This is a genomic window from Variovorax sp. PMC12, assembly GCF_003019815.1.
Lineage (GTDB): Bacteria > Pseudomonadota > Gammaproteobacteria > Burkholderiales > Burkholderiaceae_C > Variovorax.
The window spans coordinates 2,192,354-2,206,786 of the sequence record NZ_CP027773.1; the positions used below are offsets into that span (position 1 = coordinate 2,192,354).

Sequence of the window (14,433 nt, forward strand, 5' to 3'; positions counted from 1 at the left end):
GCACTCTTCTCATACGGGTCTTTCAGCGCTCGCGCAAGGCTTCGCGCGCCTTGTTCAGCGGCTTGAGCAGATAGTCCAGCACCGACTTGCTGCCCGTGTGGATGTCGACGTTCGCGATCATGCCGGGCACGATCGGAAAGCTCTCCCCGCGCTTGTTCTTCAGCTGGTCGACGTCGGTGCGGATGTACACGCGGTAGTAGTACACGTCGCGCTTCACGTCGTCCTGGATGGTGTCCGGCGAAATCGTCGTCACCCTGCCCGGCAGGCTGCCGAAGATGGCGTAGTCGTACGCCGTGACCTTCACCGCCGCTTCCTGGCCCGGATGGATGAAGGCGACGTCGCGAGGCGATATGCGCGCTTCGACCAGCAGCTTCTCGTCGAGCGGCACGATCGCCATGAGCCTGCCGCCCGGGGGCAGCACGCCGCCCACCGTGGTCACCGCGATGTCCTTCACGATGCCGCGCACCGGCGACGCGAAGGTCAGGCGCGTGAGAGAGTCGGAGCGCCCGCGCGTGACCGAGCGCTGCGCCTCGATCTCGGCGTTGGCCCTGGCCAGGTCTTCGCGTGCCTTCACGTAATACTGGCTCTTGAGGTCGGCCGCCTTGGTTTCGGCTTCGTTGATCTGCCGCTTCAGGCGCAGCACCTCGACATCGCTTGCGGCGCCGCGAGCCACCAGCGGCTCGGTCAAGGCAAGCTCCCTGCGCATCAGCGCCAGCGCCTGCGTCACGCCCGAAAGGCTGCTCGCGAGCTGGTCGCGGCGCGACTGGTAGAGCGCGGTCTCCGTGCGCACCAGGTCGGCGTCGGAACTCACTTCGGCGGGAAACACCAACGGCGTGCCTCCCACCTCGGCCGTGAGCCGCGCCGACATGGCCAGCGCGGCGCGCACGCGCGAAGCGCTTTCCTGCACGGTCGACTCGGTCTTCGTCCTGTCGAGTTGCGCGAGCACCTGCCCCTCCTCGACGATGTCGCCCTCGCGCACCTTCAGGTCGACCAGGATGCCGCCCTCGAGCGACTGGATCATCTGCTCGCGCGACGACGGCACCACCTTGCCTGCGCCGGTGGACACTTCGTCGAGCCTGAAGAGCCAGGCCCACGCCAGCAGCGCGAGCAGCAGCGCCGCAATGATCCAAACAAGCAGCGATGCGCGCGGCAAAGGAGGCTCGGGCGGCGAATAGTAGGCGGCGGGCGCGGTCCTGGAGCGTTCCGTGGGCTGGAAAGGAGACTTCGCGCGTGGCGGCTTCGCCCCTGAAGCAAGACCGGGCGGCATCGTCATGCCGACCGCGGTGGCTGGCGCCTTCACCCGTACTTTTTCAGGCGTTGCCATGTGAGAGCCTTCCAAGAACCTGTTCCTTCGAACCATCCATCACGATGCGGCCGCCATCGATCACCACGATGCGGTCCACCCACTGCAGCACCGGCATGCGATGCGTTGCCACCACCAGCGTGCGCGGCCCCATCCAGTTGCCGACCAGATCGATCACGTGCCGTTCAGTGACCTCGTCGAAATGCGCGGTCGGTTCGTCGAGCAGCACGATCGACGGCTGCCGGATCAGCGTACGCGCGAGCAGCAATGCCTGCCGCTGCCCGCCGGACAGACCCAGGCCGCCCTCGTGAATGAGTTCGTCCAGCCCCTCGGCGCGCGACTGGAGAAATGGCAAGGCACCCGCCATCGCGATGGCCTCGAACACCTGGTCGTCGGTGGCCAGCGGCATGCCCATCGTCACGTTCTCACGGATGGAGCCGTGGAAGAGCCGCGCGTTCTGCGTGAGCAGGCCGACGTCGCGGCGCAGGTCGGCCGGGTCGATCAGCGAAAGGTCGAGCGAATCGAGCGCCACGTGGCCCTGCTGCGGCGACTGCAGGCCGGACAGCAGTTGCAGCAACGTGGATTTGCCCGCGCCCATGCGGCCCAGCAACGCGACCTTCTCGCCTGCCTGAATCTGCAATTGCGCGACTGCGAGCGCCGGGCTCTTGTCGTCCTTGCCATAGCGAAACTCGACGCCGGCCAGTGCGTAATGCCCGTGCAGCGCCGGCGCATGCACCAGCCGCGTGCCGTCGGCCTGGTCGACCGGGCGCTGCATGAGCTGGTCGAGGCCGGCGCGCGCCACCTTGGCCTGCTGCCAGCGCGCGAACACGCTCGACAACTGCGCCAGCGGCGAGATCATGCGAGACGCGAGGATCGACGAGCCCACCAGCGCGCCCGTCGTCATGTCGCCGCGCATCACGAGGAAGCAGCCCGCCAGCAGCACCACGGCATACACGATGGTCTGCACCTCTTGCGTCCACGTCATGAGCATGCTCGTGAGAAAGCGTTGCCGCATGCTGACGCCGGCGGACACGTCGTTGACGTGGTTCCACTGGTTCTGGAAGCGCGGCTCGGCGCGCATGAGCTTGATGTCCTCGATGCCTTCGACCGCCTCGACCAACAGGGCGTTGCGCAAGGCCGATTCGCGCATGCCTTCGCTCGCCAGGCGCGCCAGCGGCTTCTGGATGAGCAGGCCCGGAATGACCAGCAACGGCACCGCCGCCAGGGCAACCAGCGCAAGCGGTCCGGCCACCAGCCAGAGAACGACCAGGAACAGCAGGAAGAACGGCAGGTCGGCCACGGCGGAGATGGTGGTGGAGGTAAGCAACTCCCTCACCTGCTCCACCTCGCGCACCTGGGCGATGAAGGAGCCTGTCGACTTGGAACGCGCATTGGTGCGCAGACGCAGCGCATGGCCGAACACGACGTCCGACACCTTGAGGTCGGCGCGCTTGCCGACCACGTCGGAGATGTGGGTGCGCGACACGCGCAGCATGAACTCGAAGGCCACCGCCAGCATCACGCCACCGAACAGCACCCACAGCGTCGGCTCCGACTGCGCGGGCACCACGCGGTCGTAGATCTGCATCGAGAAGATCATCGACGCCAGTGCCAGCACGTTCGCGAACATCGAGGCGAGCATGATGTCGCCGTAGCGCCGCCAGTCGCGCAGCGCGATGGCCCGGAACCAGTTGGCCTTGTAGGGCTTGATGTAGTCGTCCACGCGCGCATCGGGCACGGCGGTGTTGGGCCGCAGCACGGCCACGCGTTTCGCGCGGCGGCGCAGTTCGTCGAGCGGCAGCGCCGTCTCGAGCCCATGGTCGCCCCCGAGCAGCACGCCCAGCTGGCCACGGCCGTTGGAGGCTCGCACCACGCCGACCTCGCCGTTGTCGAACTCCACCACCAGCGGCAGGCGCCATGGGTCGAGCAGCGTTTCGGAGAATTCGCCCAGCCGCACCGTCAGGCCGAGCTGGCGCGCCATGTGATCGAGCAGCGTGTCCAGCGGCGCGCCGCGCTCCCAGGCCAGCGAGACGCGCACGTTCTCCTCTGAAGCGCCTATGCCGTAGTGGCGGGCGACGAAAAGCATGGCGTCGAGCCAGCTCGTGTACTGCGAAGGCAACTTCATGGAAGCACCTCGATTCCCTGCACGGTGGTGTTGTTCAGGCCGTAGTACGCGCGGGACTGCCCGGTGGCGCCTATGTAGCCGACGCGGCTGGTCCAGAGCTCGTGCAGCACGGCCTCTTCGTCGGCTGCGGCCTGGTGGATCTCCTGCTCGGCATTGAGCAGGTCGAGAATGGAACGGGTACCGAGCGTGTACTGCTCGCGGTAGAGATCGCGCGCCTCGGCGATGCTTCGGCGTCGGTCGGCCAGCACGCCCAGGCGCGCCTGCGCGCCGATGACCTGCTCGCGGAAATTGCGTACCTGGTCGCCGGCGTTGAGGCGGGCGGTCTCGATGCGCATGCGCGCAGCCTGTTCGGCCGCCACGGCGGCGTTGACCTGCGCTTCGAGCGCACCACCCTGGTAGAGCACGCTAGACAGGTTGAGCATGACCGAGTGGGAGCCGCCGCTGCGCTCCGGAACACCGGAGTTCATGCCGCCCATGGGCCGGTTGACGGAAGCGTCGAGGCTGAGCGTGGGATAGCGCTGGGCCCTGGCGACTTCGAGCTGGGCGGTGGCGACACGGCGTTCGGCTTCGGCGGCCAGCACCTCGGGCATGAGGCTGGTGTCGGGCTGCATGTCGACGCGCAGTTCACTTGCCAGGTGCTCAGGCAACGGTGCCATGCGCGGCGGCACGGAACGCCCCAGCAGCGTACCCAGGCGCTCGCGCCACTGCGCCAGCTGCGACTTCACCTGCAGCAGGTTGGCACGCGCGCTGTCCACGCGCGACTCGGCCTGGATCGGATCGGCCTTGGTACTGAGGCCCGCGGTGGCGCGCAGCTGTGCGGTCTGCAGCACTTTCTCGACCGCCTGCACCTGCTCCTGCGCAATGGCGACGAGCGATTGGTAGCGGTGCGTCATGACCACGGCTTCGGCCGCCTGCTGCGCGACGGCGTCGATCTGCTTGAGGATCGTCGCCTGCTGGCGCTGTACCTGCGCCTCCGACTGGCCGACCGCACCCGAGACCTTGCCGAAGTCGTACAGCATCTGCGACACCGAGGCGGTAGCGAGACCGCCATTGCTGCGCCCCTGGCCGGCGGAGCCGCGGTCGTTGACGCCCGCGCCCACACCGACACGCACCAACGGGTAATAGCCGGCGCGTGCCACGTCCACGCCGCCCGACTGCTGCGCCAGCACGGCGATGGCGTCGGAGATGGACGGATGGCGCGCCACCGCCTGCCGCACGGCATCGGCAAGTTCCAGCGGCGTCGTGGTTTCGGCAGCCTCGGGCAATGCGGGGCCAGGCTTGACGCCCAGTTCCTTGGCCAGCGTGCTCGGAGCGAGGCGCCGGGACAGCTTCAGCTCGCCGTCGCTGCTTTGCGCGAAGGCGGGCGCACAGGCCGCGAGCAGGCAGGCCGCAGCCAACCGGGGTCGAATGAGTTTTTTGTTCATGTTGTTTTTTCAGGCAGACAGGAGCGACACGGCCGGAGCCCCGCCGCCCTGTTCCGCCAAGGGTTGCGTCAGACCATGACGAGCTGCTGGTTGGAGAGCAATGTGGCCAAGTCCACCCGCAGATCCCGCAGGGTCAGAAGCGGAGCGAAGTCGTGGCCATTGCCCGCACCGTCGCGGTCCACCGAGATCACCGTGTCGCGCCCGTTGACCACCGAGACCTTCAGGTAGCTGGCTTCGTTGCCCGGCGTGAAGCCGACCAGCAGTTCACGCAGGTCGATGCGGTCTGCATTCGGCCAGGCCACGAAAGCGCCGACCTCGAACCCGTAGACGTCGTCCGCCCCATTGCCCCCTGTGGCGTCGCTGGCTGAGAGCAACTTGTAGAGCAACGTGTCGCGGCCCCCGCCCATGAGGGTGAAGGTGTCGTTGCCGCCACGGCCCTCGAACTGGTTGTCCGCCGCGTTGTCGACGAAGATGTCGGAACTGCTGCCGCCCGCCAGGCCCTCGATGTTCCTGAAAGTCGCCGTGCCGAAGCCGGTGTTCTGTGCGCCAGTGATGCTCAGATCGATGGTGAGTGGCGTGTCGCCCGCCAGCTTGTAGTCGACGATGTCCATGCCGCCGGTGTTGCTCCAGGCCTTGACGCCCGACACCGTGACCGTGCCGCCGCCGCCTTCGTACTTGTCGTCGCCCCGGGTGGCGAAGAATGTGTCGTTGTAGCCGGTGCCGACGATGCCATTGCCGATGTTGGCATTGGCGACGTTGATGCCGGATTCGGTGGTCAGCACGAAGGCGTGGTTGGCCTCGCCGGCTTTCAGGCCCGTCCAGGCGGCATTGACGACCTCGATGGTGTTGCCACCCAGCTCGTCCTTGCCACCCACGTCCGCGGCACTGCCGTTGGCGATGCGCAGGAGCGCCAGCGTGTAGGTCTCCTTCGCGTCAAGCCCGTAGAAGTCGACGATCGCCGAGCTGTCGTTGGTCTGGTTGCCGGACTGCGGATTGATGATCTGCGTGGAAACCAGCTTGCCTGCCGAGTTGAACAGCTGCACGGTGTTGCCATACAGCGCATTGATGCCCTGCGCATCGAGGATGCGGAAATGCAGCGAAGTGCCGTCCGCCACCGTGGTGGTGTTGGTGATGAACCGGGTGTTGCCTTTCTGGGTGAACACCAGCAGATCCCGGTCGCCGTCCCAATCCGTGTCGGCCGCAATTGCTCCGGTGACGGAATCGCTGAGCTCGGGCCTGTAGTCCCAATCGCCGATCGTGTTGGTCCCTCCCAGCAGATTGTCTCTGACGAACTCGAGCGTCTTTCCCGAGCTTTTGTTCGTGTAGAGATTGATCGGCCCCTTGTTGCCGTCCTTCGTGACTCCGCCAAGGTCACCGAAGCCCGGCAATTCGATGGCGTCCATCTTGCCGTCGCCATTCCAATCGACCGCGAGCGAAGGACCACCTTGCACCAAGCGTCCGCCATCCGTCACGCCGAACGTATACATGCCCGACGGCGTGGTGCCGATCTTGTCGAGATCCGGGTCGTTCATCTCCAGGTGGCCGCGGCCGTCGTTCAAGAGGATGCGGCTTTGATACTGCTCATCGGGTGTTTTTCCGTAGCCGCGCCCCATGAACAGGTCCATGTAGCCGTCGCCGTTGAAGTCGGCCCAGGTCATGGAGATTCCGTTGCCGAAAAAAGCGTACTGATTGGCAATGTTCTGGAACGCGTTCTCGATGATCTGCGTGTTCTCCCAGGTCCCGTCGCCCTTGTTGCTTGCAACGACCAGGCGGTGCGGCTCCTTGCTTTGCTTCGTCTCCGCCAAGGCGGGATCGGCCGAGGGGCCGCCGATCTTGGTGGTGTAGGCCGTCGCGTGGTAGACGAGATCGATCGTGCCGTCGTTGTTCAGGTCAACGCCCGACAATTCGGTGTCGAAGGGGGCGTTGCCGGCATTGGTCGATTTCGCAGCGCCGCTCCCCACAATGTTGGTATAGCCTGTATCTCTGGCCATCTTGCGGATGTTGCCGTCCGTGTTCAACACGATCTGGGAGTCGTTTCCTTCGACACTGGTACCGCTTCTGCGAGGCTGGTCTCCATAGGCCACGCTGACGAAGCCGGTGCCTGTCTTGTCGAAGGCAACCACGCCGCTGAACGAGCTGTTTACGTTCGAGTCACCGCCTGCGGGACCAAGGGTTTTGTCCTTGTAGTTGTAGTCCCGCCCGCCCACCTGGAGTGCGGTATAGCTGCTGCCATCGAAGATGAATGCCTGCTGGCCATCGCTGGGTGTGCTGTCTTCCGTGAACAGGTCCATGTGCCCATCTCGGTTGACGTCGATGAACGTGGCATTCTGGACAAAGTTGTTCCCCTTGTATGTCGGGTTGTAGTCTTCGCTGAAGACTGACTTTTCGGCATTGCTCTTCAACGCTGTCAGCTTGAAGCTGCCGAGCGTGGCGTTGTTGGTTCCATCGGCATCCAGCATCGTCTGGTTGCTGTGGATGCGCCACATGCCGTTCTCGCCCACGGTGTAGGCAGTTCCCTTCTGGTGCGGATCGCTGGCCGCGGATCCGACAGTCACCTTGGGCTCCTCGGAGACGATCAACTCGCCGGCTGTGTCGTCGGTCGTGATCTGCGTGCCGGAAGCGCTCTTGACGACAGCCTTGACGTCGTAGCTTCCACGCTGCATTGCCGCCGGCACCTGCACGTACCAGATGCTGTGCTGTGCATCGATTTGCACGCTGCCGTCCACCGAGCTGTAGGTCTTGCCGTCGATGGTGACCTCGATGTACTGGCCATCGACCAGCTTGAAGGGCATCGTGCCGTTCACCAGTGGTGTCGGGTCTACGGTGTTCTGGCTGTCGACAGTGAGGGCGTAGTCCGCAGTCAGGCTGAAGTCGCTCGACATGGCGCCTTCGGTGCCGGCCGCGCCGGTCACGACGGCCCGGTAGGTATGGCTCGAGCCGTCCGCGAGAAACCCGAGTTCGTAGGTCCAGTTAGTGCCGTCTACTGTTGCCGTGCCCAGCAACTGCGAGCCTTCGTAGATGCGCACTACGTCGTTGGCGCCGATGGCGGCGCTCATCTTTCCTTTGAGAACCGGATGGGGGTCATCTGTGCGCGTGCCGCTGCCGAAATCGCCCTGGCCGACGCCGACATCATCGGTGTAGCTCGTGATCTCCACCGTGTGCATCGGCACGGCATTGCCCAGCGTGACAGCGTGGGTGCTGGTCGCCTGATTCTGAGCAAGGTCTTGCACCTCGGCCGTGATGGTGACGGTGCCGTTGGTCAGTCCGCTGATGTCGGCCGCGGCGGCAGTCCAACTGCTGCCGGAGACGGTCGCTGTGGCAGTCACGCTGTTCGTGCCGTCGCTGAAGGTGACTTTGACGATCTGGCCGCTCTCGACGTTGGTGGTCGTCCCCCGGACCACCACTGCGTCGTCTTCCTTGGCGCTGACCTGGTCGTCTCCCGCCACCGGCTTTTCGATGGTGATGAGCGGCGCCGTGCTGCTCACGCCGTAGCCATGGTTCTTCGAGCCACTGGCCGTGTTGCCCGCCGCATCGTGGCTGACAACGCTGGCAGCGACGGTGCGGCCGGCGTCGGCCGCCAGGTCGCTGCCCGCCACGTCGACTCGCCAGTTACCGCTTGCATCCACGGCGCTGCTGTAAGCGACGCCATTGACCTGCAGCGTGACAACGTCGCCCGATTGCGTGCCGGCGGTGGTGCCGGACACGGCAACGGCGCCACCGGCCTCGGCCATATTGACGACGTTGTCGGAGGTGATGGCGGCAACGCTGATTGCGGGCGCCGCCAGCGTGGTGTCAAGCACCGCGCTGTCGGTCGCGGCCGGCGTCGAGACATTGCCTGCGAGATCGCGGCTGGTCGCGCTGACGCTGATCGCTGCGCCTTCCACCGGGTTGTCGAACGCGACGTCGAGGAAGCCATTGGCTACATCCGACGCAGTCAGCGTGACGCTGGCGGTTTTGCTGCCATCGGTGAGGCTGATGACATCACCCACGGCCGCACCGGACACGAGCGTAACCTTCACGCTCACTTCGACGCCCTTCTCGCTTGCGTTGATGAAGCCGTCATTGTTGGCGTCGTTGACGATGGCGATGCTGATGAAGGGCGGCTTGCTGTCGACGCTGGCCGTGGCTTCGATGCTCGCGTTGCCAGCGTGATCCGTCGCGACCACATGCAGCACCGTGCCGTGTGCCAGAGCAGTTGCCGGGGTGATGCTGTACCTGTCGTCGGCCGCCGCGGTGGCGCTTCCGATGGCATTGCCTGCATCGTCCCTGATCGTGACCAGAGTGCCGGCTTCCGCCGTACCGGTGATGAAGCTGCCGCTGGTCGGTTTGACGATCGGTGCGACGGGCGCCTTGCCATCCACGATGATCTTGGTTTCAGAACTCGCATTGCCCGCGCGGTCGATGGCTGCGATGCTCAGCTCGACGCCGTCGGAAAGCGACGTTGCCGGAGTGACCCTGTACGAACCATCGCCCGCAGCAGTCGCACTGCCGATGACCGTGCCGGAACCATCCTTGATGGTGACGATGGCCCCTGCTTCGGCGCGGCCTGCGACCTGCTTGCCATTGCTCGGTTCGACTGTCGGCGCGGGAGGCTCCTTGCGGTCGACGGTTGCCGTAGCTTCGGAACCGACGTTGCCGGCGCGATCGGTCGCAACGGCATGCAGTACCGCGCCGTCCATCAGAGCCGTCGAGGGGGTGATGCCGTAGGTGCCGTCCGGCGCAGCGGTCGCGCTGCCGATCACCTTGCCTGCGTCGTCCCTGACCGTGACCAGGGCGCCGACTTCGGCCTTGCCCGTGAGCGCGTTGCCTCGGCCCGCATCGAGCATCGGTGCCGGCGGCGGTGTGCGGTCGACGGTGGTACCGGCTTCGAAACTGGCATTGCCGGCTCGGTCGATCGCAACAATGCGCAGCACAGTGCCGTCAGCAGGCGTGCTCGCTGGCGCGATGCTGTAGACCCCATCGTTCGCGGTGGTCGCGCTGCCAATGATATTGCCGGCACTGTCCTTGACAAGAACCAGAGCACCAACTTCGGCCGTGCCCGTGACCGAACTGCCATTGGTGGGATTGACCGTCGGCATATCGGGCGACTTGCTGTCCACCGTGACGCTGGCTTCACTGCTGGTGTTACCCGCAGCGTCGGTCGCGTCAACCCGCAATTCAGTACCGTTGGCCGGCGGAGTCGCCGGCGTGATGCTGTACTTTCCGTTGGCCGCAGCGGTGGCGCTGCCGATGACAACGCTCGCACCATTCCTGATGGTGACCAGAGCACCAGCCTCGGTCGTGCCGGTGATCGATCTTCCGTCGGTTGGATCGACAGTTGGCACGGGCGGGGGCGCATCGTCGACCACGGCTTTCGCTTCGAGGCCTGCATTTCCGGCGCGGTCGGTTGCCACGATGCGCAACTCCGTGCCGTTCGCTAGCTTGAGCGCCGGGTTGAATCTGTATGTGTCATCGGCTGCGGCGATGACGCTGCCGATGACCGCACCCGCGCCGTCCTTGATCGTGACCAGAGCGCCAGCTTCAGCCGTGCCCGAGACCGAAGTGCCGTTGGATGGGCGAATCGTCGGCGCAGCGGGCGCCGTGCCGTCGACCACGACTGGGGCTTCCTGGCTCGCATTGCCTGCGCGATCCGTCACCACGACGCGCAGCTCGGTGCCGTCCGCAGGCGCGGGCACAGGCGTGATGCTGTACTTGCCGTCGCCCGCCACGGTGGCACTGCCGATGACGGCGTTCGCAGCGTTCCTGATCGAGACCAGAGCGCCAGCCTCGGCCGTGCCGGTGATCGAGGTGCCATTGGTCGGATTGACGGTCGGCGCGGGAGGTGCCTTGCTGTCTACCTTGATCCTGGCTTCGGGGCTGGCATTGCCCGCAGGGTCGGTGGCGACAACGCTCAGCTCGGTGCCGTCCGCTGGAACGGCAACTGGCGTGACGCTGTATGCACCGTCGGTCGCGGCAGTGGCACTGCCGATGGTTTTGCCCGAGCCGTCCTTGACCGTGACCACCGCGCCGGCTTCAGCGTTGCCCGTGATCCTCGTGCCATTGGCTGGATCGACCGTCGGTACTGGAGGCGAAGTGCTGTCCACCGTGATTCTGGTTTCAGTGCTGGGATTCCCCGCAGCGTCGGTGGCTATGACCCTCAGCGCCGCGCCCTCCGCCGGCGCGTTCACTGGAGTGATGCTGTAAGAGCCATTGGCCTCAGCGGTGACGCTGCCGATCACGGCTCCAGAAGCATCCTTGACCGTGACCAGTGAGCCGATTTCAGCGGTGCCCGTGATCGACGTGCCGTTGGTCGGGTTGGCCGTGGGCGCGGCGGGCGGCATTCCGTCTACCCTGATCTTGGCAACCGGGCTGGCGTTGCCGGCCGTGTCGGTTGCCGAAACGCTCAACTCCGCTCCGTCTGTCGGCGCGCTCGCTGGCGTGATGCTGTATTTGCCATCCGCCGCGGCGGTGACGCTGCCCACGACGGCGCCGGTGGCATCCTTGATCGTGACCAACGCGCCAGCTGCAGCCACCCCGGTGATCGCGCGACCATTCGTCGGGTCGACCTTGGGCATGTCGAGCGCCTTGCTGTCGACCTCGATCCTGGCTTCCAGGCTGACGTTGCCCGAGGGGTCGGTGGCGGCAACACGCAACTCGGCGCCATGTGCGGGCGGAACTGCGGGAACAACGCTGTAGGAGCCGTCAGGCTTGACGGTAGCGGTGGCGACAACATTGCCCGAAGCGTCCTTGATCGTGATCACGCTGCCGACCTCCGCCGTACCGGTGATCAGCTTGCCGTTCGTCGGATTGACCTTCGGTTCGTCCGGCGACTTGCTGTCTACCGTCACCTTGGTTTCGAGGCTCGCATTGCCCGCGGAGTCGGCCGCCATGACGCGCAGTTCCGCTCCGTCTGCCGGCTTTGTCGCTGGCGTGAGGCTGTAGGTTCCATCGGCCGCGGCGGTGGCACTGCCGATGACTGCGCCGCTGCCGTCCTTGACGGTGACGACAGCGTCGACTTCGGCCGTGCCCGTGATCAGACTGCCGTTCGTCGGCTTGATCGACGGCGCAGGAGGCGCCTTGCCGTCGACAGTGGCCTTGGTTTCAGGGCTGACATTGCCTGCGCTGTCTGTAGCAACGACGCTCAAAACCACGCCATCTGAAGGCCGGCTCACCGGTGCGACGCTGTAGGAACCATCGTTCGCGACCGTCGCGCTGCCGAGGACAGCGCCTGCCATGTCCCTGATAGTGACGGTAGAGCCTGCCTCCGCAGTCCCCGTTATCGCGTTTCCGTTGGTCGGGCCAACCTTCGGTGCGAAAGGTTCTTTGCGGTCTACGGTTGCCGTAGTTTCGACGCCGACATTGCCGGCACTGTCTGTCGCGGTGGCGTGCAGCATCGTGCCGTCCGCCGGAACGGTCGAGGGGGTGATGCTGTAGGCGCCGTTGGTCGCGGTGGTTGCGCTTCCGATCACGTTGCCCGCGTCGTCCTTGACCACGATCAGGGCATCGGCTTCCGCCAGGCCCGTGATCAAGCGGCCATTGGTCGGGTTGATTGAAGGAGCAGGAGGCGATTTGCTGTCGACGACCGTGGTGGATTCAAGACTGACGTTGCCGGCACGGTCGGTCGCCACTGCGTGCAGCACCGCTCCGTCTGCCGGTGGGATCTGCGGAGCTATCTTGTAGGAGCCATTGGCCGCAGCGATCGCGCTGCCGATGAGATTGCCGGCACCATCTTTGATCGTGACCAGGACGCCGCGCTCTGCGACGCCAGTGATCGAACGACCGTTGGTCGGTTCGGCCGTGGGTGCGAAAGGCGGGTTGCTGTCGACTGTTACCTTGGCTTCGGGGCTGGCCTTGCCTGCGGGATCGGAGACGACGACGCTGAGTTCGGTGCCGTGCGCTGGAGCGGCCACGGGTATCACGCTGTATGTGCCGTCGAGCGCAACGGTCCCGCTGCCGATGACAGTTCCGGCGCCGTCCTTGATCGTGACCAGGGCACCCGCGCCGGCCGTGCCGGTGATCGAGCTTCCATTGGTCGGACTGACCGTGGGCGTATCGAGCAAATGTCCATCCACCCTGCCTCTGGTTTCCGGGCTGACGTTGCCGGCACTGTCGGTGACCGTGACACGCAGTTCGGTTCCGTCTGCCGGGATAGTCGCCGGACTCATGCTGTACGAGCCGTCGCCGCGGGTGGTCGCGCTGCCGATCACGTTGTTCGAGCCGTCCCTGACCAGGACTGTGGCGCCGGCTTCGGCCGTACCCGTGATCGAACTGCCGTTGGTCAGATTGACCGATGGTGCAATGGGCGGCTTCCCGTCGACCGTTACCCTGGCCTCGGGACCGGTGTTGCCGGCACGGTCGGTGGCGACGATGCGCAGATCGGCACCGTCTACCGGCTTGTCAGTCGGAACGACGCTGTAAGCGCCATTGCTACCGGCAGTGGTACTTGCGATGACGTTACCCGTGCCGTCCCTGATCGTGACGACCGCACCAGCTTCTGCCGTGCCGGTGATCGAACTGCCGTTTGTCGGGTTGGCAGTCGGCGCCGCGGGCGGCTTGCTGTCGACGATGGCCGTGGCTTCGATGCTCGCGTTGCCAGCGGCATCACTGGCCACGACGCGAAGCAGGGTGCCATCCGCTGGAGTGGTCACCGGGGTGACGCTGTAAGCGCCGTTGATCTCCGCAGTAGCACTGCCGACGAGGTTGCCCGCGCCGTCCCTGACGGTGATCAGCGCGCCAGGCTCCGCCGTGCCGGTGACCGGATTGCCATCGGTGGAGTCGACGGTTGGAGTGAATGGCGCTTGGCTGTCGACAGTAGCCCTGGCCTCCGAACTGGCGCTACCGTCCGGATTCTTTGCAATGACGCGAAGGACCGTTCCGTCCGGCACTGGCACGGCCGGGCGAACGACGTAGGTGCCGTCGGGTGCGGCGGTCGTGCTGCCGATCAGCGTGCCCGTGCTGCTGGAGACTGCAACTGTTGCGCCGGGCTCCGCCGTCCCGGAGATCGAACCGCCGTTGGTGGGATTGATGGTCGGCTTGGCCGGTGGCGGCGCCCGGTCGGCGGACGCCGGCGGAGACTGCGGCGACGCAACAAATGGCATGGGCACCCCACCGCCACTGCTACCGCCGCCTCCGCCTCCGCCTCCGCCGCCACCACCAGCAGCAGCCGCGGCCAAGCCACCGCCAAGCAACCACGGCCACGCACCGAAATCGGATGCCTTGGGCATGAGCAAGGGCTCGATGGGATCAATGCTCGAGTAGTTGACGGCCAATTCGCCTTGCTCCTGGCTGAGCCCGGCGAGCCAAGAACCGTCTTGTCCTTCATCCAGAACCAGATCGCTCTTGCTCCCATCCATCGCCGAGAAGAATCCACGAACAGTGACGATCTCTCCCGAAATGGAAGTGATGACCAAGTCGGCACCGACCCGACGCATTCCCTTGATCTGCTGTCTGGGCAAGTCCACCCGAACAATAGAAGCCTCTTTCAGAGAAATCTCATTCGCAGAGATTTGAACGCCTTCTCCGGTGCGCTTGACCACGACATACAACAAAATGATTACCTCAACACCGAACCAATGAACATCCAACAGCGCAAATGGAAGCTA

4 protein-coding genes are annotated in these 14,433 nt (G+C 65.5%); all 4 read right to left on the minus strand.

Annotated features, from left to right (window positions below; genetic code table 11):
* Positions 1–22: 22 nt before the first annotated feature.
* Complete coding sequence (locus tag C4F17_RS10200; protein ID WP_234382715.1) at positions 23–1,324, minus strand: HlyD family efflux transporter periplasmic adaptor subunit; 1,302 nt, start codon at positions 1,322–1,324, stop codon at positions 23–25.
* Positions 1,311–3,428, minus strand: coding sequence for a type I secretion system permease/ATPase (locus C4F17_RS10205; RefSeq protein WP_106935161.1), 2,118 nt, complete (start codon positions 3,426–3,428; stop codon positions 1,311–1,313). Before C4F17_RS10205 ends, C4F17_RS10200 begins: the two co-directional genes overlap by 14 nt.
* A complete protein-coding gene (locus tag C4F17_RS10210) occupies positions 3,425–4,852 on the minus strand; it encodes a TolC family outer membrane protein (RefSeq protein WP_106935162.1) in 1,428 nt (475 codons plus the stop codon). Before C4F17_RS10210 ends, C4F17_RS10205 begins: the two co-directional genes overlap by 4 nt.
* A 68-nt stretch (positions 4,853–4,920) precedes the next feature.
* Positions 4,921–14,415, minus strand: a complete 9,495-nt coding sequence (locus C4F17_RS10215; protein WP_159053635.1) for an Ig-like domain-containing protein — start codon at positions 14,413–14,415, stop codon at positions 4,921–4,923.
* Positions 14,416–14,433: the final 18 nt, after the last annotated feature.